The organism is Blastocatellia bacterium (assembly GCA_016713405.1).
GTDB lineage: Bacteria > Acidobacteriota > Blastocatellia > Chloracidobacteriales > JADJPF01 > JADJPF01.
Genome location: JADJPF010000020.1, coordinates 323,496 through 348,879 on the forward strand (window position 1 = coordinate 323,496; position 25,384 = coordinate 348,879).

Here is a 25,384-nt window from a genome sequence, read left to right on the forward strand (position 1 = left end):
GTAATTGCTAGGCTTTTTAATTCCTACATTTTTCTAAAATTCTTCTATAGTGATAGAGTAGTTTTCAAAATTAGCGTCTTCAACTCCGTAATCAAAAAGCAAAAAATCCATTCCAGCTTCTTCACTTTTTAATAGTTCGGTAATAAATTTTTTAGCAGTTTCAGCATTCATTTTATGAATAACTTTACGTTGGCGAAGATCTTTACTTTTTCTCCAAGTGCCTTGAATACTTATTGTTAGACTCCCTATTTGTTGAATCCGACGGCTTTTAGTTTTTGGATTTTTTTGCATAGCTGCTAGGATTTGTTCTTTAGATTTTGGAGAAGGTTTTCTAACACCTCTTTTGTAAAAATTTACTTTACGCATTGCAGCCTTATAAGCTTTGCTTTTTTTGTCGGTTGTTCCTGCCATAGCCATTGCTAAAGCAGGGGTGCTACCAAAATCATAAAGCACTTCAAAAAAACTATCTTCTTGATACTGGATTTTACTAGCTAAAATTTGTTCAGCTATTTGAGTTAAATTAGTACCACTATATGAAGACATAGAAATTTTATAACTCCTACAGTTTTAAGAAAATAAGCCTTAATATTAAAACATAGAAAAGCAAATTAATTATTTTGTTTTAGCTGATCCATTGCTCTAATAAAATCTCTAATTGGGAGGTCAAAAAGATGTGCTACTTTTTTTAATGGATATTTGGCTTCTAGTTTATATTTATCTCCAAGAGGAATTTCTTGATTGCTAGCAAAATAAAGCGCGTCAGTTCGTGCTGCTAGAGGGTGAAACCCTTCTTTTAAGAGTTTATCAATGTTGTAAAACATTCTTGCTCGTGCTGTAGCAATAATTGACCAACGCCAATCAGGTCTAAAACTCCATTTACGTTTGCTATAAATATTGGCATCAAATAAGCCTATGGTAGAGCGAAAAACACTTTTTACCCCTAAAATAGCTTTTTGACGAGCGATTTCATTCTTAAATTTATTTTCAGCATTATTTTTAAGCTCAGTTAATGCAGATGTAAGCAGTTTATAAAATGGTTCAAGTATCTTAGCTTTTTGCTTAAATACTTCTGCTTCATAAATAGTTACTTGATAACCTAAATCTAAAGCTAGTTGTACTAAAGCAGTATCAAACCAACCTTCAGAAAGATAAGGTTCACGGCTGTTTCCTAGTGGATGTGGAAGGCTTTGCCCATTCCAAAGGCTTTCTCCACTTAAAGAGATTTTCCAGAGTCCAACAATTGCTTTATCAAAACTTGGATTAATTAGCCGTTCAGGTTCACCAACACCAAAAAAAGATATTGCTAGCAGATAGATATTGTTGGTTTTTATCATAAACATAAATATATTTGCATTTTTGATCTTTTTTATTTAATGGACGTACCCAGGCTAAATCAAAAGGCTTATTTTCATGCCAAATAGCTAAATCGGTTTTTAAGTCTTTAATATATTTTTTTCTAACATCATTTGTAGAATTTAGTCGCTCAATTAAATTAATTCCTGTTGTATTAGGCTTATTTCTTAATTCTATATCTAATAGTGTTTCTAAATAACTTATTGCTCCATAAAGGTTTGATGCTTGCGTAATATCTGAAAAATACCAGTCTATTAAACGATTTGGTAAATTAATATAGGTGCAATTTCGGTCTGATTCCCAATAGTATTTTAGAGCAATTTGATAAATCATATCGCCTGGTTTGGTTACATGGTCTAGTTTCCATTCTTCGCCTAAGTTACTTATAAATGGATGTTTAGTAAAATCAGGTGTAAAAATTAGTGGTTTATCAGTTAATTTTTTAGAAAGAGAGCAAGTAGGAAGTAACCAAACGTGTTTTCTCTCATACTGCCTAGCCAATTCTGCTATATCACTTGCATTAAGCAATAGCTTTATATCAATAGGGATTTGATGCCATTTGCCCTTACTAGCAAAACAAAAAAAATCTTCTGTTAAAACAGAATGAAGGCCAATCATGTAATTTTACTTATATCACCATACTATAGCTGCTCCACTAGAAGAGCTAGCAACCATAGTGCGAAAGGCTTCTGCTGTTGAGCCTAGTTGATCATGGTTGTTTTCTAGTTCTGCTGAAAGCTTATCAATCATATCAGAAGCTTTATGTGAAGGAATGAGTTCAAAGGATAGCAAAGCACTTCCTAGTTGAATAATATCTTGATTTTTAAGTAAAACTCCTTGTCCATAAGGGGTTAAAGGTATTTGTGTACGAGTATTATTTTCTCGCCTGTTAATTTTAGTTCCATTAGTGCTACCAGTATCATAAAGGTAAAAATTACCATTAGTAAATTCTATTTTCGCATGTTTACGGGATATAGTTGTATTAGGTGATGTTGGGTGGTTAGGTTGTAAAAATGAAATATCATTACGTCGTAAAAGTTGGCTAGTTTGTAAATCAACAACGTTGCGAAAACGTCCTAGATAAGTAGTTGGTTTAATAACTAAATGGTAATTTGTGTAAGTAGTTCCATTAATTGGTTGAAGTAGTGCTAAAGTAGAAATTTGTACTGCTGGAAGATGTGTTTTTACTATTTTATGTGAATCTACTTGAATAATTTTTTCTAGTCCATTGCTAATATCGCTACCTGTCGGCCAGATTAGCTCTAAAGAGCAACCTTCATAACCGCTAGCTTGAGGATGGACAATTTCAAGCTCTAGTTTAATATCACTAAAAAAGCGATATCCTGCTTCACGGACATATTTATAAATGTTGCTAATAAAGGCTATAGAGTTAAAAATAGATTCCATTTCTTGGAATTTTTTTGTAGAAGTATGTGGTACATAAATTTTCATTAAATTAGGAGCAAGCCAAATCCCATCTTTGAAAACAGCTTTAGTTTCTAGTTCTTTTCCTAGTTGAGAAACTATTTTTTGTGGATTTAAGTCAGAACTAGATAAAAATTGACTTATTCTTAAGGCTTCTACTAATACTTTAGCCATTGATGCTAATTTTGGATTTTTTTCTGCAACTGCACTAGGTGGAAATTTACTTATATTAACACTTCTTTCAGCTACTGGGTCAAGCTTAGAGGCTTTTGGCATAGTGTTGTTAATTCTTCTACTTGAGGTGTTGGGCCTGTTATAGTTGGTAGGATTTCTGATAAAGATTCCATTTGGCCTGTTCTAGGTTTATCAATAATCATTTTTATTAAATTAATCATTGATAAAACCGAGGAAAATCGATCTTCAGGAGATTTAGCTAAAGCCCTTAATACTAGAGACTCAACAGCTTCTGGAATGTCTCTTCTAATGGATCTTAATGGTATAGGGCTTTGTTTTATATGTTGATTCATCAATTCTTGTGCAGAAGTAGCAAAAAAAGGTACTCTACCAGTTAGTAATTGATAAAAGATTACTCCTAAAGAGTAAATCTCACTAAGTTTAGTGATTTCTAAGCCATCACATTCTTCAGGAGAAAGATAAAAAGGTAGAGAAAATAGGTTTTGTGTTCTTGAACCGGGAAGGAAATTATATAGTTCTTGGTTTTTAATTTTGGCAAAACCAAAGTCTAAAACTTTAATACGTTCTTTCCCATTTTGATCATAAACAATAAAAATATTATTTGGTTTTAAGTCATGGTGTAATTTATTATTTTTGTGCATTACTGCTACTGCTGCACAGATTTGATACATTAAGTTATAAACCGTTTCTAAAGTTAAATTAGGTTCTTGTTCAATTAATGTACTTAATAAACACCCTTCTAAATATTCCATTACTATATAAAGTGTATTGTTGCTAAGACCATAATCTAGTATTTGGACAATATTGGTGTTTTGTGCTTTAGCCATAGCTTGAGCTTCGGCCAGAATTACATTAGCTATTTCTGGGTCGGCTTGTAAAAATTCTGGATGGAAAACTTTAATTGCTAGAGGGGTATTTTGACCAATCTTAGCTCCTTTATAAACAATTGCTAAGGAACCGGAGCCAATTCTTTGGTCTAATCGGTAAGAGTTGATAATTGGAAATATTGGAAGTGTAATTCTAAGAGGACTATAATCACGGTCACATTTTTCTACATGATCACCAAAAACTCGTTTGCAAACAACACATTCTTTCATAAGCAACTCCAAAGAGACCAACCATTACTTAGGGGCAGATTTGTTTTTTGTTATTTTTATGTTATGGCTAAAATACCCTGATCATAGCATGAGAGTTTTATATAGCCAAAAATTTTCATTTGATTTTAACAATTTAAAAATAAAAATTTTTATGACCAAAATTAATATAAAAAAAAAACTGCTAATCTGTAGTATTGACCTAGGAACTTCTTCAGTTAGAGTATTGGGTTATGATAACAAAGGCCAAGCTGTCAAAGGTTTAATAGTTCAACAAGCTTACCAAATGAATACTGCATTAGATGGCAAAGTAGAAGTAGCAGCAAAAACTTTATTTTCTCTAATTGCTAATTGTTTAGACTCTTTTTTAGAAAAAGTAAGCAAAGAAAATTATTTAATCAAAGCTGTTTCAATTTCTAGCTTTTGGCATAGTCTTATGGGAATTGACTCTAAGGCTAAAGCTATTATGCCATTAATTAGCTGGAATGATACCCGAAGCCATTTAGCTGCAAAGAATTTACAAGCTAGCTTAAATGAAATAGAAATACATCAAAAAACAGGTTGTAGACTACATTCTAGCTACTGGCCTGCAAAAATCTCTTGGCTATCAAAAAAAGAAAATTTTTCAGAAATAAAATATTGGCTATCTTTTGCAGATTATCTTTTTTTAGAGTTATTTGGCGAATTAACTACTAGTATTTCCTTAGCATCTGGAACAGGATTACTTGATCATAATAATTGTGTTTGGGATAAAGAATTAATCAAAAACCTACCATTAGAATTTTCACAACTACCTAGAATTAGTGAAGAACCGCTTAAAAACTTAAGACCAAAATTTGCAGGACGTTGGCCCGAACTTGCTAAAATACCCTGGTTTTTAGCTATTGGAGATGGGGCTTGTAGTAATATTGGTAGCAATTGTTTTGACAACACTAAATTTGCTTTAATGATTGGCACTTCTGGAGCAATGCGGGTAGTTTGTGAGAGAGATTTTTCAATTCCTAGCGGGCTTTGGTCTTATCGTATAGACTCACGACGTAGCATAATCGGCGGTGCAATTTCTAATGCAGGCAATCTTTTTGCTTGGTTAAAAAATACCTTAATCTTAAACTTAAGTGATAAAGCATTAGAAATAGCCTTAAACAAAATAAAAGCTGATAGTCATGGACTAACTCTACTTCCATTTTTTAGTGGAGAACGAAGTTTGGGTTGGAACGATAATGCTAAAGGGGCAATAATAGGTTTACAACTAGCTACTAAGCCTATAGAAATTCTTAGAGCAGCTTTAGAAGCCATTGCTTATCAATTTTTCTTGATTTATCAAGAGTTAATAAAAATTTTAGATAAACCTAAAGTAATTGTTGCTACAGGTGGAGGCTTATATAATTCAAGGGTTTGGGGAAAAATTATTGCTGATGTAATAGGGGAAAATTTAGGCGTTATATCGCAAGCAGAAGCTAGTAGCCGGGGGGCTGCTCTTTTAGCTTTAGAAGCGTTAAATATCTTAAAGTTTGATAAAAGTGATAATTTTAAGGAAATATATAAGACAAACTCTGACAACAAATTCGTTTACCAGCACGCAATTGGCCGATATAAAAATTTTTATCAAAAATTAGTTTTAGAAAATTAATCTTTTATTTTAAATCTGAAAATCTGGCTATAAAATAAATAAAAATATCTAGTAAGAAATTATAAAAAGACTTATCTTAAAACGAAAAATCTTTTTATAATTCATTAAAACAAAAAGAAATTTAATAATTAGATGGCATTTATTAGTTTTATCAAAAAAATAATTATGAGTAGCACATTTTTGCTACTTTGTATTACTTTTTGTATAAAAACTATTTATTCCCAAGACAATCAGGTTTACTTTGACCATATTACTCAAAAACAAGGTCTTTCTAACAATGGAATACTAGCAATACTACAAGATTATAAGGGTTTTATATGGATAGGGACAGAGTTTGGTCTAAATCGTTATGATGGACAAATTAAATCTTATCAATATCCTGACAATCTGCCTGTTAAAAGAATACTTTGTCTTTATGAAGATAAAGCTAATAACCTATGGATTGGCTCAACAGAAGGATTACTAAAATATAATAGACAAACAGACTCTTTTAGCAAAATCCCGCTTTGTGATGATACGCTTACTAATATTACTAGCTGGATAAGCAGTATTTATCAGGATAAAAATAATATTCTTTGGTTAGGTACTAATTGGGGATTAGTAAAATTAGATATAGCTAATAATCAATGTGAACGTTATTTGCTTAAGGAAAAAACTGTAGATACTAATTATTCTCCTGTTTATGGCATAGTAGAAGATCATTATGATAATTTATGGGTTAGTACTAATGATAAATTAAAAATTTTTGACCGTTTAACTAAAACTTCTACAGATATAATAAAATTAGATACAAAAAACGCTTTTTTTAACATAGCTTATAACAATATAGCACTACACCCTAATGGAAATTTATTTGTTGGCAGTACGGAAGGGCTTTATTTAGTAAATACCCAAACTAAACAAATAGTAAGTAAGTATGAACAAGTAAATAATGAACAAATAACTTCTTTACTTTTAGCAGATTCAAAAACTCTTTATGTAGGTACTTTTAAGTCAGGATTTTTTAAGATAGATTTAACTACAGGTAAAACTACTAATTATAGAAATAATCCAGAAGATCCCAATAGCTTACTTGGCAATACTATTTTTGCTTTATTTCAAGATCGAGGTGGAGTTTTATGGGCAGGGGATGGTTCTTATGGCTTAAATAAACTCTCTCCATATAGAAATTTGTTTCGTCTTTATCAAAATAATCCTTTTAATAAAAACTCATTAAGTAATAACTATATTAGAGGTATTTTTGAAGATTCTGAAGGTTTTATTTGGATAGCTACTCAATATGGCGGTCTTAATAAATTAGATCGTCAAACAGGAAAAGTTACTCATTACCAAGATAAAATAGAAGATATTTCCTTGGGTAGCAGTTTGGTTTGGAATATTTATAAGGATAGCCAAAATATTTTCTGGATAGGACTTTTTCCTGATATTTTAGCTAAAGAAGGCCAGCTTAATACAGATTTTACTATTGTTAATACTAAATTAGATAAAAATACTGCTACAAAGCTTGTATATTCTGGAAAAGTATTTCATGAAGATCGACAAGGTACTTTATGGATTGGTACGGCAAACAATTTATATTCAATAAGTAAAGATCGACAAGTTATTACAAATTATAAAAAACAGTATTTAGATAAATGGGTAATAGGGGAAGATATACAGGCAATTTTTGAAGATAGTCAAGGAAAAATTTGGATAGGGACTGAAAGAGGTTTTTTAGTTGTAAATACAAAAACTAACCAAAGCACTTTTTACACAGGTTATTTATCAGGAATTTATATCTCAGATAGTTATATATGTAGTTTTTGGGAAGATGAAAATAAAAATATTTGGATTGCAACAAAAGGTTCTGGAGTTTTAAGTTTTAACTCACAGAAAAATGAATTTACTGCAATAACAGAAAAAGATGGGCTGCCTCATAATAATACTTATGGTATTTTAGGAGACTCAAAAAATACTCTTTGGATAAGTAGTGATAATGGACTTGCTCATTATGATCCAGGCAAAAAAACATTTGAACTTTTTGGTGTTAATGATGGGCTACAAGGCAAAGAATTTAATCGGTATGCTTTTTTTAAGAGTTCAAGAGGAGAGCTATTTTTTGGTGGAACTAATGGGCTAAATAGTTTTTATCCAGAACAAATTATAAAAAACAATGTCGCCCCAAAAGTTATTATCACTGATTTTTTAGTTAATGGAGTTAGGTTAGATACAGATCAAAGTAGTTTAGAGCTAAATTACACACAAAAATCTTTATCAATTAAATTTGCTGCAATAGATTTTAATGACCCAGAAAATAATCTTTATAATTATCGGTTAGTAGGTTTTGATCCAGATTGGATACAATCACGCGGTCAAAAAGAAGTTATTTACAACAATTTAGACCCAGGCAACTATACTTTTGAAGTCCGAGGAACTAATAACCATCAAATTTGGAGCGACAAAATAACAGAGCTAAAGTTTACGGTTTTACCTCCTCCTTGGCGAAGTAATTGGGCTTATTTACTTTATAGTGTAATGCTTATAGGTAGTATTTCAGCTATTATTAGCTATCAAACTAATAGGCTAAAAATAGCAGCTAATATAAAAGAGGCAAAATTAAGGGCTGAATCTGCTGAAATGGCAGCAAAAGCAGCACTCCTAGAAGCAAAAGCAGCAGAACTTCAAACAAAAGCGGCTCAAGTTCAAACAGAAAGTTTGGAAAGAGAAAACCAACAACGTATAAAGAATGAATTAGAAATTAAACAAAAGAATCAAGACCTAGAGGAAGCAAACTTAAAGTTAAAAGAACTAGACGAAATCAAAGCTAAATTTACTGCCATGTTAGTTCATGACTTAAAATCTCCTTTAACTGTAATTAGTTCTACTTTAGATATTCTCTTAGAAGATAAAAAAGATATTGTAAAATCAAAGTTAATTAATACTTCTCGAAAAAGTGTAAAGAAAATAGTTGATTAGGTTAATGAAGTTTTAGAGTTTTACCGAGCTAATTCTGAGGAGATGAAACTAGAGTTTCAACCTACAAACCTTTTATACTTAATTACTTATTCTGTAGAAGGAGCAAAAATAGCTGCTAGGGATAAAAATATTTTAGTTAAATTTTATCCAGACGCACAAATACCTTTAGTTTCTGCTGATGCTAATAAATTAGAAAGGGTTTTTAGTAATTTATTTTCTAATGCTCTTAAATTTACTCCTAAAAATGGAAAAATAACGGTTGAAGTTTCAACACAAAAAGGTAGTGGTGTAGAAACTGGATTAACATTTGTTAATATTTCCATTACAGATACTGGAGAAGGAATTTTACCCGAAGAATTACCCTATATTTTTGAACCTTATCGACAAGCTAAATCTAGCCAAAGTAAAGCAGGTGTAGGACTAGGGCTTTCCATTGTTAAACGTATTATTGCTGCACATAGTGGTAATATTTCTGTACATAGTCAAATAGGGGTTGGTAGTTGTTTTACTATAATTTTACCTGCTTTAACTTGTTTAATCGCAGACTTATCTAAAAATCAAGAAAATTTGACTAATATTTCAAGTTCAAATCAAGAAATAAATAGTGAAATGGTTAAAGATAAAAGAATTTTGCTTGCAGATGATGAAAAAATTAATCAGAAAATAGTAGTAGCAAAATTAAAAACTATTGGTTATAAAGTAGATATTGCTAATAATGGAAAAGAAGCTGTAGAAATGTTTTTATCTAATAGATATGATCTTGTATTAATGGATCATTATATGCCAGAAAAAGATGGACTAATAGCTAGTAAAGAAATTAGAGAGTATGAAAATAAGCAAAAAGATAGCAAACATACACCAATTCTTATTATTACTGCTAATTCTATAAGCGAAATGAAAATAGATTATAAAGATGCTTATATAGACGATTTTATAGAAAAGCCATTTAATATAGATAAACTTGCACACACAATTCAAGAATGGTTATTTAATAAGGAAACAAAAGTCTTAAATTAGTTTTAGGAAAAATTCTGAAGAAATAGTTAGACAGCTAATAAAAAGCTATGTTAAGTTTCTAAATACTACTTAACTTAATAGGTACAAATACAAAATGCTAAATGTCCAAAAAGTTTTCTTAAAATTAATTAAACAAAGCTTGGCTTTAGCTATAATTTTTTGCCTAAGTGGAATGGCAAGCATAGTTTGCTGTTTTACCAAATGCCAAGTAGACCTAGAAACTACTTGTCATCAAACTTCTGCTAGTTTTACAGAAAGTAATTGTCAGGAAAGCGATTTTGAAGAATCAGAAACTTGTGCTGCTAGTGAAATTTCATTAGAAACTAGTTGTAGTGAAAACAACAGTCAAAACTGTTGCACTACAGATAACACTACAAATAATTTAACTTCCTGTGAGTTTCTTTTAAGCAATGATCTGGTAGAGGGGTTTAATAGTGATTCTAGTTGTAAAATGAAATGTTGTTTACCTTCTGAAGAAGTTCTTGATATTCCTAGAATTCCTAGGCTAGACGACCTAAAAATTATAATTACTACAGAACTTTCTTATCCTACTGTTGTTAAAGAGCAAATTATTTTTACTAGCTTTCCAATTAAAAAATTAGTCAATCAAGAAAAAACCTACCTACGTTGCTGTGTCTTCCTAATTTAAAAATAACTTTTAGCTAAGTCTTTTCTATTTATTAACTTAGGTTAGTTAATTAACTATCCTTTTAGCTAAAAACTTAAATTTACTTAAATTAGGAGATTCAGTTATGTCAAATTTGAAATCATTTTTAGTTAGTTTTGCTTTAATTCTTACCATGTTTGCTTTACCTGTTTTTGCTCAAGAAAAAAACACAGGTGAAAAGTCTAATCAAACAACAGAAGCTAAAACACATTGTGAAGAAAAGGCTGAAGGAAAATCTTGTTGTGCTTCTAAAACGAGTTGCTCAGAAAAGAAAGTGACCAAAAAAACTTCTAAGAGCAAAAGCAAAAAAGTTGCATATAATTCTAATTCCTGTTGTGTAGTAGATAAAAGCTGTTGTGTGGTAGACAAAAATTGCTGTGATGAAAAAGACAGTAAAAAAACTATTCAAAATGTTAGCTTAAAAACCAGCACTAGCAATGACATTAGCCAAAATGAAGATTGTTGTTCAACAGATGGTAAATGTTGTTTGATAGATAAAAATTGCTGTGATGGGAAAGCTAGCAGCTAAATAACTAACTTAATGAAAGTAAAAGGGTAGAGTCGTTCTACCCTTTTATTTTTGTACTAATTAAGTAGGAGTTTAAGATTTTATGGGTAAATCAGAAGAAAACTTAAATGATTTAGTAGAGAAACTTACAGATTTAGAAAATAAGCTTGGAACAAAAATGTCTCAAGAAGATGTAGAAACAGCTATTAAAGATTTTTCTATTGCCTTAACAACCTTAAAACAACTTCAAAAAGATATTTTGAGTGATTCAGCATTAAATTCAGCCAAAAAAATAGAAACATTAGACGAAGATAGCCCATTTGAAACTTAACTAAAAATTCTCCTGCGTAGAAGACTCTATATCTTCTATTAATGCTTGAACCTTTAGCTTATCTCTCATAAACTCTGCTAAATCAACATTATCTGGTAAATTATCACAAAGTTTTTGGATAATTTCTTGGGCTTTTTGAAGTTCCTCTAAAGCTTCTTCCGTTTGACCAAACATCCAAAAAGTGTTTGCTAAACCATAATGAGCTTGCCACTTGTAGGTTGGATGAATAATGCGCTGGCAAAGCTCTATAGCTGTTTGATAGTTTTGTTGGGCTACTTCTACTTGTCCTAGCTGCTCATTTGTATAGGCTAAAGCACAATAAGCTTCAGCCATTAGCCTATTTTGACCTAGTTTATTATGTTCTTCTAAGGCTTTTTTAAGCTTACGTAAAGCATCATGATAGATACCTAATTCTAAGCTAACTAACCCTAAATTATGGTTAGCTAGTGTTTTTGCTCCTATATTATCCATACTATTAGCAATATTAAGTAATTTCTCATAGCATTCACGAGCCGTATCTAACTCACTTAAATAGCGGTAAACATCTCCACGCCCGTTTTCAAAAATTGCTTCATCTATTTTAGCTTCTAAAATATAAGCTAGTTCTAGCCCACAATCAAAAGCTTCTAATGCTTTATCTAATTGCATTGTTTGAAGATAGAGTTGACCCATACGACGTAAGGCGGTTAATTCTCCAAAACGGTCTTTATTGTTATGAGCCATTTTTAAGGCTTGTTCTACTAGTATAAAACCTTGCTTAAATTTTCCTGTTAAGCCATAAGTGCTACCTAATAAAGATAAAATTTGGTTTTCTGTGCTAATAACTTTTTGCTGGCGTGCAATAGTTAGATTAGCTTCTAATATATCAAGAGTTTCTTCTGTCTTTCCCAATGCTGTAAGAATTTGGGCTAGCATTAGCAATAACTGGCTTTCTAATTTGGTATCTCCAAGAGAGCGAGCAGCCTTTAATCCTATTTCCGTTGCTTCTCGTGCTTGCTCAAAATTACTTAAATAATACTCTATTTGACTTTTAATTAAATTACTATGACAAATTATAGTTTGATTTTGCTCAAATTTAGTCAATTGTTGGGCTTTTGCAAGGTCTTGTTGAGCTTTTTCTATTTGTCCTAAATGTAAAGCAATACGAGATGAGCCTAAATAAAGCTGTGCTTGTTCCTCTAAATTAGGTAGGTTTCCTTCTTCCTGCATTTCTGAAGCAGCAGTTAATGCCCAATTATAATATTTTTCTGCTTGTGCAATGTCTTGTCGTGACAGTGCTGCTTCTGCTGCAAGACGACCATAATAAAAGGTTTTTTCTATTTCTCCTGATTCATAATAATGATGAAGTAATGCTGTACTATGACGAAGTAATTTTTGTTGGTTATTTTTTACTAAGTCCTCAATGGCTTTAGCTACTTGTAAATGTAGCTTGCGTCTACGTCGTTTTGGGGTTGCTTCATAAAGTACAAATTGAACTGTTGGGTCAGTAAATAAATATTCTTCTTCTTTGCTCTCTGTTTCTTGTAGTATTCTTGCTTTTATAGCCTTTTCTAAAGAATCAATTAATGTATCTTCTGAAAGATTAGTAAATTTTTCTAGTAGATCAAAAGTAAACTGTTGGCCTATTATTGCTGCTTGACGTAAAATATCTAATGTATCTTGACCTGCTTGTCCTAACTTTATTTCTGCTAACTGTTGTAAGCTTTCAGGTAACACAAAATCTTTAATATTTTCACAATGCCAAGCCTCTGCTGATAAAGTTATTTTTCTTTCATTAATTAAATAGCGAACTACTTCAACAACATAGTAAGGGTTTCCTCTAGAAACTTCCCAAATTCTTTCAATATCTCGTTCAATTATTTCTAAGCGGCCAAAAATACCATCTAACATATTTCTTAATTCAGCTTGACTTAATGGAGTTAGCTTTATGGTTTCATAGCCTCCAGAACGAGATAGAGAAACTAACCATTCTTGGCAAGGATGACCTTTTTGGGTTGCTTTTTCACTATTAACTAAAAAAACAAATAATGTTTGACTAGGGAAATTACGGATTAAATAAGAAAGAAACTCTAAATTAACATGAGCATATTCTAAGCTATCAAATATTAATGCTCCTATTTGAATAGTTGAGGAAATAGTATTTGCTAGACTTTCAAAAACTGACCATTTTTCACTTTCATCTAGGCTACGACCTTCAAAAATATACTCAGGTAAAATTATCCCTGTTTTTTCTGCAACTATAGGAATTAAATCTGATTCTTGAGATAAAGACTGACGACGGACATTAAATATTCTTCGCAGTAAATCCAACCAAGGTTGAAAAGGTAGTTGTGCGCGGCTAGTGGGTTCATAAAATTTAGTTAGCAAAACAGGAATATTCTGCTTTTTTAACCATTTAGTAAACTCTTCTCCTAATTGAGAGAGTCCAACGCCTTTTTCCCCTAAAACTACCACTGGCCTAGCTTTTCCAGCTAGTAAATTTTGATATTCTGCCGTTAGTCTTTCTAATTCCTTTTTTCTACCTACAAAATTACTAAAATCTGGATTAACTTTAACTAAACGACGGCTAATAGTATCTAAACGTAAGGGTGTAATAGGCTCATTACGCTTATTTGGATAAGGGGTTAAATCAGCACTAGAGGATTTATTTTTGTTATGCGCTCCTGTGTTAACAGTTCGTAAATGACCAATTCCTGAGTTAGTCAAGAGTTCTTGTCCAAATTCCTGGGCTGAATTTGGACGCTCATCAGCCGTTTTACTTAAAGCTCTTAAAATAACAGCTTCTAAATCCATAGGAATATTAGGCCGGAATTGTCTTAAAGATGGTGGTGCTTTTTCTACATGAGCTTGCAGAATTTCAATAATTGATGATTCATTAAATGGCAGATGACCAGTTAACATCTCATAGGCAATTATTGCTAGGGAATATATATCGGAACGAGCATCTAATTCTCGACTATAGCATTGTTCTGGTGACATATAATGAGGTGTGCCAAGTATGTTATTGACTTGGGTTAACGCTTCACCTGCACGAACTTTAACAATACCAAAATCAACTACTTTGACTAATTCTGTACCATCTTTAAGCTTATGTAGTAATATGTTAGAAGGTTTAAGGTCGCGGTGAATAATTCCTTCTTGGTGTGCTGCTCCTATGGCACGACATACAGGCAGAAAAATATCAATAAATCGCTCTACAGCCAGACCATTATAATTACTTAATTCTTCACTAAGAGTTGGGCCCTGAAGCATTTCCATTACTAAATAAGTTAGCCCTGAAGTTGTTGTTCCAAAGTCATGAATAGTAACAATATTAGGGTGTTTAATTCGTGCTGCTGCCTGGGCTTCACGCTCAAAACGAATTTGGCTAACAGCATCAGCCGTTACTTCTGCATGTAAAATTTTAATGGCTACTTCATCATTTATACGTAGTCGGCGAGCTTTATAAACAACTGACATACCTCCTTCGCCAAGAGGCTCAATCAATTCATATTTATTATCAATAATTTGACCAGATAAATTTTGAGTTGTTGTGTTGTCTGCCATTGCAATAGTTTATAAATTAATTAACTTATCAAATTTATTTTAAGTAAATCTTTATCTTATTGATTTAGTAGATTTAAGCAAATTAGCATAACCTTTCAGGTTATTCAATCTTAGCTAGTATTAGAGAAAAACTTTTCTATCTAATAAATTGACAATAAATATATTTACTATTTATTTTGGAAGATAATATGGTAGTGACAACTATTACTACCTTGGGGGATAGTACGTTTTAGAGAAACATGCGCATCTAAAGCTTGTCTTTGCATATTAAGTTCTGCTGTACAAACTTCTGGAAAATCTGCTGCAACCTGGGAAATAGGGCAATGCTTAATGGTAAGAACATACTCATTCTTACCCATAGCATTAACTTCTACAACATAACCCATAGCACGTAAAAGTTCTGCAAGTTCACTAATTTTAGTAACTTCTAAGGGTTTACCCTTAAATTTTGATTGTAATTGCTGAAGAAACTCCTGGGCCCGACCAGCAAATATTGAGCTAATTGCTTGCATACCAAACATTTGCTTTACTTGCTTTAATACATCACTAGCCAATTGATTATAAGCACTAGGAAAAGAAGAATGCCCTTTTTCTGTAAGTTTATAAAGATATGATGGCCGTCCACGTTCATTAGATTTCTCACAACGCATAATAACTAAACCATCTCTCTCCATTCGGCTTAAATGACCACGAATGTTTACACCTGATACTTTAAGCTCTTCACTTAGTGAAGATACAGTCATCTCCCCATTAATTTTAAGTAGATGTAAAATTTTTTCGCGGGTTTTGTCAACTAGCTGATTATCCATAACCATAAAGTCTTAACGAAAATGACTGATAATTAACAACACTAAGAATAAATGTTTTATTGTTTTAACTAGCTAATTTTATCTATAAAGTAAATTAGAGACACTAGCAATATTACCAGTGATATTATACTCTATTATTCCAGAGAATACCTTACAACAAATTACTAGTTAGAACTTAAGTTACTTATTAATATAAAGCTAAGGTACAAAAAAAGTGTAACACTTAGATATAGGTTTTTCAAACCCGCTATCCTTATGTAATTGCGGAAATTCCAGCAGTTAGCCTTATTGGGCAAGTTTTTAAAGAGACAACAAAAAGAAAATAGATTAAGTTTAAGTTAACCTATTTTCTTTTAAGTTAAGCTACTGTAATTCGGGAAAAATTTCTTGATCATCTATGTTTGCAAAAGAAGGTTTTTCTTCTTTTTCTACAACCTGTCGTAAATACTTAGGCCAACGGCCTTGGCGAAAGACCATTAGTAAATAATTTACATTATCTAAATTAATTGCATAGAAAACGCGGTTGTCTACGTTAGGACGATCTGAAGGGTCTTTCTTTACCCAAATTTCTATGTTTTTTCCATTATTTATTACCCCTAAGTGAGGATCATTGTACTCATTTTCATTAGGGTGTAGTTCTGTATTACCTTGTAATTGGGCATAGGAAACTAATTTTTTAGCAAATTTAATTATTAATTGTACATCTTGTTGATTCATGCAAAAACTTCCTCAGAAAATAAAATTTTTGTTTTTGATGCCGATAAAGATTACCGTTGATTGACTCTAAAGGCTAGGAATTTAGCCGCAATATTGGCTAAATTTAATCTTTCTTAAACTTTAATAGAGATCTACACAAAAAAGATCTACTAAATGTATGACTTAAGAGTAAAGTTAAAAATTTTTATGCACAATCCTTTTTACCTTGCTATAATCGAAAAGTTAGTTTACTTGGCCGCGACTTAAATTAAATTAATAAAAATTTGTGGGGAGTAATTATGTTTGATTACTACCAAATACTTGGAGTTTGTCCAAAAGCGAGCCAAGACGAGATCCGTTCAGCCTATCGCAAATTAGCTAGACAACTTCATCCAGATCTAAGCAATGCACCGGAGGCTAATGAACAATTTGCTCGTTTAAGTGAAGCTTATAAAGTGCTTTCTAACCCTGAACTTAGGTCACTTTATGACCTAGGTGGAATAGAAAAACTAGATAGTAACCGCCGAAGCAATAACTTACGCACACAACGAGATGTTTATCGCTCTAATATTAATCGTGTTGTTGAAGAAATGTTAGAACAAGAACGCCTTGAAGTGCAGGCCCGCGCTCAGGCTGTGACTGTAGTAGCAACTCTTTTTACCTCTACTTTTATTGTTGCTCTACTAAAACCTATGATTTTGGATTCTATTGTAACAAAAGTTTTAGCTGTCTTTTTATTTGTTTTTGGAGTACGGTTTCTTTTTCAAAATATGCAAAATATATTAGAGAAATATACTTATTTACCAAACGTTCCTTCAGTAACTAAAATGACAGAACCTCCAAAACAACCCTTTAGCCGTTCTTTAGCCTTAGCTTTTTTAGGATTTGGATATTTGGTTTCTTTAGTGCTAGGTACATTAATAGGGTATTATTTCTTAGATAATGGTAAAAATGGCCCCTACATTGATAATTACTATTTAATGAACATATTTTTGCTACCTACAATTGCAGTTTTTCTTATAGGAATTTGGCGAGAATTTGTTTCAAAAATGGATGAAGTATTTGATTTATAAACAATTTAGTTTTACATGATAATTTAATATACATGGAATTTATTTTGTAACTTATTGATTCTAAAAAATTTTAGAATTTTAATGCCCTGTAATGGCATTTTGTAATAGCCCAGTCATGACAGGGCTGGGCATAATTTATTAGCTGCACGAAAGAAGCTTTCTTTTCATGAAACAATGTCTTAAATGTAATCGCCCTTTTGAAGATAATAGCGGTTTTTGCCCCTATGATGGACAACGCTTAATTTTTGTCCAAAATAAAGATGATATGATTGGGCGGTTGATTGATAACAAATACCAAATAGATAAACTTATTGCTAAGGGTGGTGCTGGTGCAGTTTATCGTTGTACGCATGTACAACTAAATGTTCCTGTAGCCTTAAAGATAATGCACAGTAACTCTACAAGTGATGTTAGTACTATTGAACGCTTTCGCCGTGAAGCTTATGCAGCAATGCAAATACGCCATCCTAATGCTATTGCTGTGATGGATTTTGGTGTCACCATAGATAATTTAGTTTATGTTGTAATGGAATATTTATCAGGTGTAACACTTAGACAAAGGTTAAAGGAACAAAAATTCTTTTCTATTAAGGATGCTAACGAGATTATCCAACAAATTGCTGCTGCTGCTGCTATTGCTCATAAACGTAAAATTGTCCATCGAGACTTAAAACCAGAAAATATCTTTCTTCACCTAGATAGCGAACAAGAAGTTGTAAAAGTCCTAGATTTTGGCATCGCTAAGTTTAAGGAAGCTATTCATAATGAAGTAGAAGGAAACATTACTCGTAAAGGCTTTGTTGTTGGAACTCCTCATTATATGTCACCAGAACAATGTTATGGTAAAGAAGTAGATGCACGCTCTGATGTTTACTCTTTAGGCATTATTCTTTATGAACTACTTACAGGACAGTTGCCTTTTGTTGGGCCATCACATACAGCAATAGCTGTAAAACAAGCATCGGAAAAACCACGCCCTACTTATGAAGTCCGTAAGGGCATACCAGCGGTTGTTAATGCTGTAGTAATGCACGCGCTAGAAAAAGCTCCAAGTAATCGCCCTCCAGATATGATTGCTTTTGCTTCTGAGCTAGAAGCTGCTGTAAAAGCTGTAACAGAACAAGAATTCTTAAAAGTATTTCTTAATGCCAGTGAACAAGATTTAGAAGCAGCACTGCTTTTAGCAAGTGACCCTAATAAAAGCTCTACTAGGATGTTAGAAATAGATAGCGATTTACCAACTTTAGAAGAAAAATTAAATCTACCTCCGCCCCCAGCCTATATGTCTGACAATAATAATGATATAAGTAATGCTCCTGTAGTTGGTGTGTCTGGTAATGTTGCTAGTAATTCCAGAAGTAGTTCTTTTAATCACTCTATAAGCATTGGCTTAAAGGCTAGAAAAACAGCATCTGTTCCGCGTTTGCAAGTTAGTAAAAAAACTAGTGAAAATGACTTTAGCGAGTTACAAAACTTACTTGGTGCTGCTCCAGAGGCTATTACAGTAGGTGATAGCAGTAATCAACAAGCTTTAGCTGCTGATTTATCGCAAATAATTTCTATAGAAATACCATCGGGTACAGTCCCTAAAATTGTAAATATTAACCGAGAAGCCTTACTTAATAGCTCTAAAGAAACTGCAATGTTGCTGCAAATTATTATTGGCGATTTAGAAACAGATAGTCCGCTAGATGATATATTTTTGAGTGAATTAAAAGCAGCACTACAAAATTTACTTGCTAATGTGAAACCTAGTTAACGGATTTCTTTTGGAACCAACTTCTAAGTTAAACGTCAAAGTCAAAAAATCCCAATCCTGAAAGTTGCAAAAGCTTATGAAAATACTTTTCCTCATATCTTTATTTTTTGCTTTTACTATGGTTGTTTACTCACAAATTAATGATTATGAAAAAATTAAATCTGAAGCTGAAAAGCTCTACTCTGAAGGCTCTTATAGTATGGCTAATCAGCTTTATCAAAAGCTAGCTGATTGGCCTTTGTCCGATACAGAAAAACGCTGGGTAAACTTTCGTTTAGCTGATACTCTTTGGCGTAGTCAAGCTGCTACAAACACATCAGATAACACAAAATATGAACAAGCCCGTCAACAATTAGAAATTTTAGTTAGAGATATTAACCGTGAGCAAGATAGGGATTTAGTTTGGGCCGAAGTCCAAGAATCACTAGCTGATTTTTATTGGCAAAGAAATAATAGCCGAAGTTGGGGACAAGCTAGCAATTACTACCTAGCCGCGCTAGATTGGTGGGCCGGCTCTCAAAACCTAGATCTAGCCCGTCGTAGATACTTAAAAATTGTTTTTTCCTCTGCTAAACCTACCTGGGCCGAAACCTATTACTATTATGGTTACTACGGAAATATTTTTCCTATACAAGTTTTAGAAAATGCTTTGAAAATTGCTCAGTCTGATAATGATAAAGCTCATGCACATTATTTGATTGCAATGGCAATTCGTTATAGTGGTGGAAGTAATGAAGTTCGCCAAAAAGCACCAGAAGAATTTGAAGCAGCAATCAAGTTTGGTAAAACTGCCGATTGGTATGATGACGCGCTATTTTATTATGGCGAATGGCTGCAAAGCTATGGACGTATTAGCTTTGCTGATGATGGTCGAGTAATTCAGCAACAAGATTTTCCTGGCGCATTAAAACTTTATCAGCAAATAGTAAGCGAATACAAAAAAGGTGAAAGTCGCTACTATGACCAGGCACAACAAAAAATAGTAGAAATTACTAAATCCTATGTTCAAATTAGCGTTTCTAATTTCTTTTTACCTGATTCAGAAATACAGTTTTATCTTAACTACCGCAATGTAAAAGACATCAACTTTGCTTTATATAAAGTAGATTTAACTCAACACTTAAATTTTACTGACAACAATGTTTCTAGCAGTGGTTGGTTACAACAAATCAAGCTTGAAACTACACAACAAGTAAAAGCATGGACAAAAACAGTTGAAAATAAAGGTGATTATAAGCCTGTTGGGGAAAACATTGTTTTAGGTGAAAAATTACCCGTTGCAGCCTATGTTATTGAAGCTAAAAGCGGTGATAGCACAAGCAGGGAATTAATTTTAGTTACTGACACAGTTTTACTAGTTAAAACTGCTGGAAAACAAGTCTTAGCCTATTTTAGTAAAGCAATAGATGGTAGTCCGGTTGCAAGTGCAAATGTAAAGCTTTGGCAACGCTATTACACAGGTAATCAATATGTTTGGCAATCGCTAAATTTACAAACTAATTCAGATGGCCTAGCAGTTTTTAATCTGCCTGATAATAGTTCTAATCAAGATATTTTTATTGCTGCTAATAGCGATAATTATCAAGCATTTAGCCTTGGTTATAATTATCGTTATGGCAGTAGTGGTCAAAGCTGGAAAGTTTATGCTTTTACAGATCGTCCGGCGTATCGACCAAAAGAAGAAGCTAAATGGAAATTTATTGTCCGCCGCTATGATGGGTCAGTTTATAGCACTCCAGCTAATGAAACCGTAGAGTTTGAGGTTACAGATCCACGAGGAACAAAAGTCAAAGAAGGCAAAACAAAATTAAATGCTTTTGGCACGGCTTGGGACAACCTACAACTTACTGAAGCTATGCCACTTGGAGAATATCGCATTAGATTTTGGGATGAAGGAAAACGAAACGGCATTGGCGATGCTGTACTATTTCGTATTGAAGAATATAAGCTACCAGAATTTAAGGTTTCTGTAAAAACACCTGAAGAAAATGGAAAAAGACAAGTTTTCCGCATAGGTGAAAAAGTAGAAGTTAATATCCAAGCGGATTACTACTTTGGCGGGGCCGTAGCCAATGCTAACGTCCAAGTGGTAGTTTATCAAAATCCTTTTTATCACTATTACCGACCAAGAAGAGATTTTGCTTGGTACTATGAAGATTTTGATCGAGGCTATAATAATTATTATGGAAACGGACAAGTCATTAAACAAGAAACACTTAAGACTGATGCAGAAGGACGAGCAAAACTTATTTTTGAAACTCCAACTTATGGAGGACAAGATTTTGAATATCGAGTTGAAGCTAGAGTTACTGATAGCTCACGACGGGAAATTATTGCATCAGAACGAATTAGAGTAACACGCCAACGCTACTATGTTTATTTACAACCTGATCATTATCTTTGTCGCCCACAAGATAATATTAAAATCAAAGTTAAAACCATTGATGCTAATGATCAACCAACAGCAGTTGAGGGAAATATCAAGCTAGTTAGAGATTATTGGTATGAAATTTGGCTTGATCCAAATGATAAAGAGATTAAAGGCGAGGAACTAGACAAAATACGTAGGCAGCTTAAACAGTTTCCTCCGCCAAATGAGCCAAATAAAAAACCTTGGCGGCTAAAATTCCGAGGTTATGAGCATGAAGAAATTTTAACAGACAAATTAACAACTAATGACCAAGGAGAAGCTGAATTTAATGCTAAACCTGTTAAAGTTGGCTACTACCGTTTAGAATGGGCTAGCAAGGATAAAGGCCGTCCTCCAATCACTACACAAACAACTTTTTGGGCAATAAACAACGACACAACAGAGTTAGGTTATCGCTATGATGGTGTCCAAATTATTGTTGATAAAGATACTTTGCGCGTAGGTCAAAAAGCTTCTGTAATGGTGACAGTCCCAAGCCCAGACCGCTATGTTTTATTTAGTCTTGAAGCTAGCGACCTTTACAGCTATAAACTTTTACGTTTAAGCGGTACTGTCCAACTAGTAGAATTTGATGTTCAACAAAAACATGTTCCAAATGTTTTCCTAAATGCTTTAATGGTTTGGGATAAACAAGTTTACTCAGATAGTAAGCAAGTCATTGTTCCACCTACGCAAAATTTCTTAAATGTTAGCGTTAAGTCAGACCGTGACCAATATCAGCCACGAGAAGAAGGAACTTTAACTATTGATGCACGAGATGAAAATAATAATCCTGTTTCGGCTGAAATAGCCTTGGGACTAGTGGACGAGTCTGTTTATTACATCCAAAGTGATTATGCTGGAGATCCTCGTCAATTTTATTTTGGAAGTAAACGATCTCTTAATGTCCAATCTTTTAACACTTTCCAACAAAAACGCTATGTTCGTCTAGTTACAACAGGCCAAAGATCTCAACCATTAGTTGAACAAGAACGCTTGCAAGAATTTCAAGGAAAATCTGGTGGAGAAGGTGCTTTTAGAGATGAAGAAAGTGATTTTGCTGCTGCACCTCAATCCGTTGCTGCTGAATCAGTAATGAGCTTACAATCAGGTGCAAGACCTGCTGCACCTGCTGCAAATGCTCCTGCTAAATCCTTGGGACGGGCTAATAATGCTCAACTAGCTAAAAAAGAGTCTAAAGATGATGCTAATGAACGCAGAAGAGACGGTGCCGACCTAGACGATAGAAAACAAGTTGGTGAGAAAGGACAAGGGGGCGAACCTGCTGTTCAAGTTCGTAGCGATTTCCGGTCAACTGTTTTTTGGCAACCTGATGTTGTGACTGATAATCAAGGAAAAGCTACAGTAAAAATCAAATATCCTGACAATTTAACTAGCTGGAAAGCTGTTGCTCGTGTTGTAACAACCAAAGACCAATTTGGTATTGCTGATGCAATGACTAGAACCAAACAACCGCTAATTGTTCGTCTTCAAGCTCCAAGATTTTTTGTTGTTGGTGATTTAACTACTGTGTCCGCAGTAGTCAACAATAACACTGATAAAACTATAGTTGTAACACCAAAAATTGACGCTACAGGCGTAACCGTAACAGGATTTCTAAAAGATGGCAAACCTGCAAAGGGCGAAGCCTCAAACTTAGAAATTCCTGCAAATGGTGATGCACGGGTTGATTGGATTGTCTCAACATCTAAAGCAGGCGACGCAAAAATAAAAGTTAGCGCGTTTAATAAAACTTACTCTGATGCTATGGAAAATAGCTATCTTGTCTATGAACATGGCATTGAAAAGTTTGTTACTAAATCAGGAAAAATGCGAGGTAGCGAAGTAGCAGTAAACTTAACTATTCCTAAAGAACGCAAAATAGAAACTACTTCTTTAGTTGTCCAAGTTGCTCCAAGTATGGCAGTTACAATGCTAGATGCTTTGCCATATTTGCTAGATTATCCTTATGGTTGTACTGAACAAACAATGAGCCGGTTTTTACCTGCTGCAATTATGGCTAAAACCTTGCGTGAGCTAGGTTTACAGCCAGAAGTTGTAATGGGACGTTTATTTGGCGGAATTGAACAACAATTTGTTGATAAAACTCAACCAAAAGGCAAAAAAGATTTAACTAAGCTAAATGAAATTGTTTACCAAGGGCTAAATCGTCTGTATGACTTCCAGCATTCTGATGGCGGTTGGGGTTGGTGGAAAGAAGGCGAGAGCGACCATTTTATGACAGCTTATGTTTTATGGGGACTGACTCTAGCCAATCAAGCTGATATAGATGCTCGCTTAGATGTTGCTCGTCGTGCTGCTAACTATTTAGATAAAGAGCTTGTAGAAGAAGAACTTAACTATGATCAACAGGCTTGGATGCTACACGCTTTAGCCGTATTTCAAGCTTCAATAAAAGCTAAAGCTACAGAATTTCAAACCAAAGCATTTAACAACATTTGGCAAAATCGAGATAAATTAAATGCTTATACTCGCTCATTGCTTGCTTTAAGCGCACATTATTTTGGAGATAAAGAAAAGGCAATGGTGCTAATTCGTAATCTTGAAAATGGCGTAAAAATAGATAATACACCTGATGTAGCAGTAATTGAAAAAGGTGCAGAAAAATCAAATGATTCTGTAATCGGCACTGCTCATTGGGGCGAGGATGGGCTTTATTATCGATGGTCAGATGGTGGAATTGAAGCAACTTCATTTGCTCTAAGAGCTTTACTTACAATAGATCCACAAAATAAGCTAATTGAACCTGTGACAAATTGGTTAGTAAAAAACCGACGTGGTGCGCAATGGAGTAACACTAGAGACACTGCTATTACGATACTTGCCTTAAATGATTATCTAAAAACTACAGGTGAGCTAAAACCTAACCTAGAGTATGAGTTATTAGTTAATGGTAAGTTAGTAGTTACTAAAAAACTTTCTGGTGAAGACGCAATAGCAGCACCTAGCCAATTTCCAATTGAGCAAAAGCTAATTGCTGATGGAGCAAATGAAATTCGCATCCGTCGTAAAGGTGGTAGTGGGACGCTATATTTTGCTGCTCAAGCTACTTTCTTTAGCCTAGAAAACCCAATTGCTTCAGCAGGAAATGAAATTTTTGTCCGCCGGGATTACTATAAAATTGTAAGTAAACCTACCTTACTTAAAGGGTTTATTTATGAAAAAGAGTTAATGAAGGACAAAGATAAAATTAATAGTGGCGATAGAATCCAAGTTGTACTAACAATTGAAGCTAAAAACAATTATGAATATCTTTTGTTTGAAGACTTAAAGCCTGCTGGAATTGAAGCTGTACAAATTCGTAGCGGAGAAGCCCTTTATACAAGAGAACTTAAGAGCAGTACAATTGAAAGACGTTTTGCAGATAAGAAAGAAATTTCAACCGATCCGGGTCAAGCTCCAGAAACTTCACCGCGCAAAGCCGCTTTACGTGGTGAAGCTAAAGCACTTGTAGAAAAAGAAATTGCTAAAACGCTTCCTAATCAAACAGATGATCTATCTGCTCAAGATTACACTGGGCGTAGTCGCTGGGTTTATCAAGAACTTCGTGACCGCAAAGTAGCACTTTTTATTGATAAATTGCCTGAAGGCGTTTGGGAAATTCGTTATGAATTTCGTGCAGAAGTGCCAGGTGAATTTCATGCTTTACCAGTTTTAGGACATGCTATGTATGTTCCTGAAATTCGTTGTAATAGCAAAGAAATTCGCATTAGCGTTACGGATGAGAAAAAATAAATTTCACTAGTTAGTAGTGCATAAGAACTAACTTTATTAGCCAGTCTTAGGCATTACTAACTAGCTTAAAAAATAATATTAAGCTAACAGATTACTTAAAAACCCTACCAAAATACATTAAAGACCTAATTTACATTAAACCCCTATTAGGATAAATTCC

Annotated in this window: 17 protein-coding genes; 9 read left to right on the forward strand and 8 right to left on the reverse strand. The window is 33.4% G+C overall.

Annotated features, from left to right (window positions below):
- Nucleotides 1–33: 33 nt before the first annotated feature.
- The 5 genes from IPK14_19785 to IPK14_19805 all read right to left on the reverse strand — a co-directional run bounded on the left by IPK14_19785 (nt 34) and on the right by IPK14_19805 (nt 4,070).
- On the reverse strand, nt 34–543 hold the full coding sequence (locus IPK14_19785; GenBank protein ID MBK7995527.1) for a hypothetical protein: 510 nt from the start codon (nt 541–543) through the stop codon (nt 34–36).
- Between the two features lie 65 nt (nt 544–608).
- Nucleotides 609–1,340 carry a hypothetical protein gene (locus IPK14_19790; GenBank protein MBK7995528.1) on the reverse strand — a complete coding sequence of 244 codons (732 nt, stop codon included), beginning with the start codon at nt 1,338–1,340 and terminating at the stop codon, nt 609–611.
- Nucleotides 1,279–1,971: a hypothetical protein gene (locus IPK14_19795; protein MBK7995529.1), complete on the reverse strand. Its 693-nt coding sequence runs from the start codon at nt 1,969–1,971 to the stop codon at nt 1,279–1,281. The genes IPK14_19790 and IPK14_19795 overlap by 62 nt, the downstream gene beginning before the upstream one ends.
- Nucleotides 1,972–1,986: 15 nt before the next feature.
- The gene (locus tag IPK14_19800; protein ID MBK7995530.1) at nt 1,987–3,054 is read right to left on the reverse strand and encodes an FHA domain-containing protein; all 1,068 of its coding nucleotides are present in this window, start codon (nt 3,052–3,054) and stop codon (nt 1,987–1,989) included.
- Nucleotides 3,024–4,070 (reverse strand): serine/threonine protein kinase, encoded by a 1,047-nt coding sequence (locus IPK14_19805; protein MBK7995531.1) that lies wholly within the window; start codon nt 4,068–4,070, stop codon nt 3,024–3,026. The genes IPK14_19800 and IPK14_19805 overlap by 31 nt, the downstream gene beginning before the upstream one ends.
- Nucleotides 4,071–4,221: 151 nt before the next feature.
- On the opposite strand from IPK14_19805, the gene IPK14_19810 reads away from it, so the two are divergent.
- The 6 genes from IPK14_19810 (at nt 4,222) to IPK14_19835 (ending at nt 11,175) form a co-directional block, all read left to right on the forward strand.
- A complete protein-coding gene (locus IPK14_19810) occupies nt 4,222–5,697 on the forward strand; it encodes a gluconokinase (GenBank protein MBK7995532.1) in 1,476 nt (491 codons plus the stop codon).
- Between the two features lie 165 nt (nt 5,698–5,862).
- Nucleotides 5,863–8,652, forward strand: coding sequence for a hypothetical protein (locus tag IPK14_19815; protein MBK7995533.1), 2,790 nt, complete (start codon nt 5,863–5,865; stop codon nt 8,650–8,652).
- A gap of 42 nt (nt 8,653–8,694) precedes the next feature.
- Nucleotides 8,695–9,669 (forward strand): response regulator, encoded by a 975-nt coding sequence (locus IPK14_19820; protein MBK7995534.1) that lies wholly within the window; start codon nt 8,695–8,697, stop codon nt 9,667–9,669.
- A 94-nt stretch (nt 9,670–9,763) separates the two neighbouring features.
- On the forward strand, nt 9,764–10,318 hold the full coding sequence (locus IPK14_19825; GenBank protein ID MBK7995535.1) for a hypothetical protein: 555 nt from the start codon (nt 9,764–9,766) through the stop codon (nt 10,316–10,318).
- Between the two features lie 103 nt (nt 10,319–10,421).
- Nucleotides 10,422–10,865 (forward strand): hypothetical protein, encoded by a 444-nt coding sequence (locus IPK14_19830; GenBank protein MBK7995536.1) that lies wholly within the window; start codon nt 10,422–10,424, stop codon nt 10,863–10,865.
- An 82-nt stretch (nt 10,866–10,947) separates the two neighbouring features.
- Nucleotides 10,948–11,175, forward strand: a complete 228-nt coding sequence (locus IPK14_19835; GenBank protein ID MBK7995537.1) for a hypothetical protein — start codon at nt 10,948–10,950, stop codon at nt 11,173–11,175.
- Here the strand turns inward: IPK14_19835 and IPK14_19840 are convergent, their stop codons facing one another.
- The 3 genes from IPK14_19840 to IPK14_19850 form a co-directional block, all read right to left on the reverse strand.
- Nucleotides 11,176–14,721: a protein kinase gene (locus tag IPK14_19840; protein MBK7995538.1), complete on the reverse strand. Its 3,546-nt coding sequence runs from the start codon at nt 14,719–14,721 to the stop codon at nt 11,176–11,178.
- Nucleotides 14,722–14,888: 167 nt separating this feature from the next.
- Complete coding sequence (locus IPK14_19845) at nt 14,889–15,530, reverse strand: ArsR family transcriptional regulator (protein ID MBK7995539.1); 642 nt, start codon at nt 15,528–15,530, stop codon at nt 14,889–14,891.
- A gap of 363 nt (nt 15,531–15,893) precedes the next feature.
- Nucleotides 15,894–16,247 carry a hypothetical protein gene (locus IPK14_19850; GenBank protein MBK7995540.1) on the reverse strand — a complete coding sequence of 118 codons (354 nt, stop codon included), beginning with the start codon at nt 16,245–16,247 and terminating at the stop codon, nt 15,894–15,896.
- A 278-nt stretch (nt 16,248–16,525) separates the two neighbouring features.
- Between IPK14_19850 and IPK14_19855 the strand changes: the two genes are divergently transcribed.
- From IPK14_19855 to IPK14_19865, 3 genes are all read left to right on the forward strand, one after another.
- Nucleotides 16,526–17,299 carry a DnaJ domain-containing protein gene (locus IPK14_19855; GenBank protein ID MBK7995541.1) on the forward strand — a complete coding sequence of 258 codons (774 nt, stop codon included), beginning with the start codon at nt 16,526–16,528 and terminating at the stop codon, nt 17,297–17,299.
- A gap of 166 nt (nt 17,300–17,465) precedes the next feature.
- A complete protein-coding gene (locus IPK14_19860) occupies nt 17,466–19,058 on the forward strand; it encodes a serine/threonine protein kinase (GenBank protein ID MBK7995542.1) in 1,593 nt (530 codons plus the stop codon).
- Nucleotides 19,059–19,134: 76 nt separating this feature from the next.
- Nucleotides 19,135–25,224, forward strand: coding sequence for an alpha-2-macroglobulin (locus IPK14_19865; protein ID MBK7995543.1), 6,090 nt, complete (start codon nt 19,135–19,137; stop codon nt 25,222–25,224).
- Nucleotides 25,225–25,384 lie beyond the last annotated feature (160 nt).

Excerpts from the sequence above, each read along its gene's own strand:
- IPK14_19835 (MBK7995537.1), top strand. The coding sequence starts at position 10,948 with ATGGGTAAATCAGAAGAAAACTTAAATGATTTAGTAGAGAAACTTACA.
- IPK14_19820 (MBK7995534.1), top strand. The coding sequence starts at position 8,695 with ATGAAACTAGAGTTTCAACCTACAAACCTTTTATACTTAATTACTTAT.
- IPK14_19790 (MBK7995528.1), bottom strand. The coding sequence starts at position 1,340 with ATGTTTATGATAAAAACCAACAATATCTATCTGCTAGCAATATCTTTT.
- IPK14_19800 (MBK7995530.1), bottom strand. The coding sequence starts at position 3,054 with ATGCCAAAAGCCTCTAAGCTTGACCCAGTAGCTGAAAGAAGTGTTAAT.
- IPK14_19860 (MBK7995542.1), top strand. The coding sequence starts at position 17,466 with ATGAAACAATGTCTTAAATGTAATCGCCCTTTTGAAGATAATAGCGGT.
- IPK14_19855 (MBK7995541.1), top strand. The coding sequence starts at position 16,526 with ATGTTTGATTACTACCAAATACTTGGAGTTTGTCCAAAAGCGAGCCAA.
- IPK14_19785 (MBK7995527.1), bottom strand. The coding sequence starts at position 543 with ATGTCTTCATATAGTGGTACTAATTTAACTCAAATAGCTGAACAAATT.
- IPK14_19865 (MBK7995543.1), top strand. The coding sequence starts at position 19,135 with ATGAAAATACTTTTCCTCATATCTTTATTTTTTGCTTTTACTATGGTT.
- IPK14_19805 (MBK7995531.1), bottom strand. The coding sequence starts at position 4,070 with ATGAAAGAATGTGTTGTTTGCAAACGAGTTTTTGGTGATCATGTAGAA.
- IPK14_19815 (MBK7995533.1), top strand. The coding sequence starts at position 5,863 with ATGAGTAGCACATTTTTGCTACTTTGTATTACTTTTTGTATAAAAACT.
- IPK14_19830 (MBK7995536.1), top strand. The coding sequence starts at position 10,422 with ATGTCAAATTTGAAATCATTTTTAGTTAGTTTTGCTTTAATTCTTACC.
- IPK14_19810 (MBK7995532.1), top strand. The coding sequence starts at position 4,222 with ATGACCAAAATTAATATAAAAAAAAAACTGCTAATCTGTAGTATTGAC.
- IPK14_19795 (MBK7995529.1), bottom strand. The coding sequence starts at position 1,971 with ATGATTGGCCTTCATTCTGTTTTAACAGAAGATTTTTTTTGTTTTGCT.
- IPK14_19850 (MBK7995540.1), bottom strand. The coding sequence starts at position 16,247 with ATGAATCAACAAGATGTACAATTAATAATTAAATTTGCTAAAAAATTA.
- IPK14_19825 (MBK7995535.1), top strand. The coding sequence starts at position 9,764 with ATGCTAAATGTCCAAAAAGTTTTCTTAAAATTAATTAAACAAAGCTTG.
- IPK14_19845 (MBK7995539.1), bottom strand. The coding sequence starts at position 15,530 with ATGGATAATCAGCTAGTTGACAAAACCCGCGAAAAAATTTTACATCTA.
- IPK14_19840 (MBK7995538.1), bottom strand. The coding sequence starts at position 14,721 with ATGGCAGACAACACAACAACTCAAAATTTATCTGGTCAAATTATTGAT.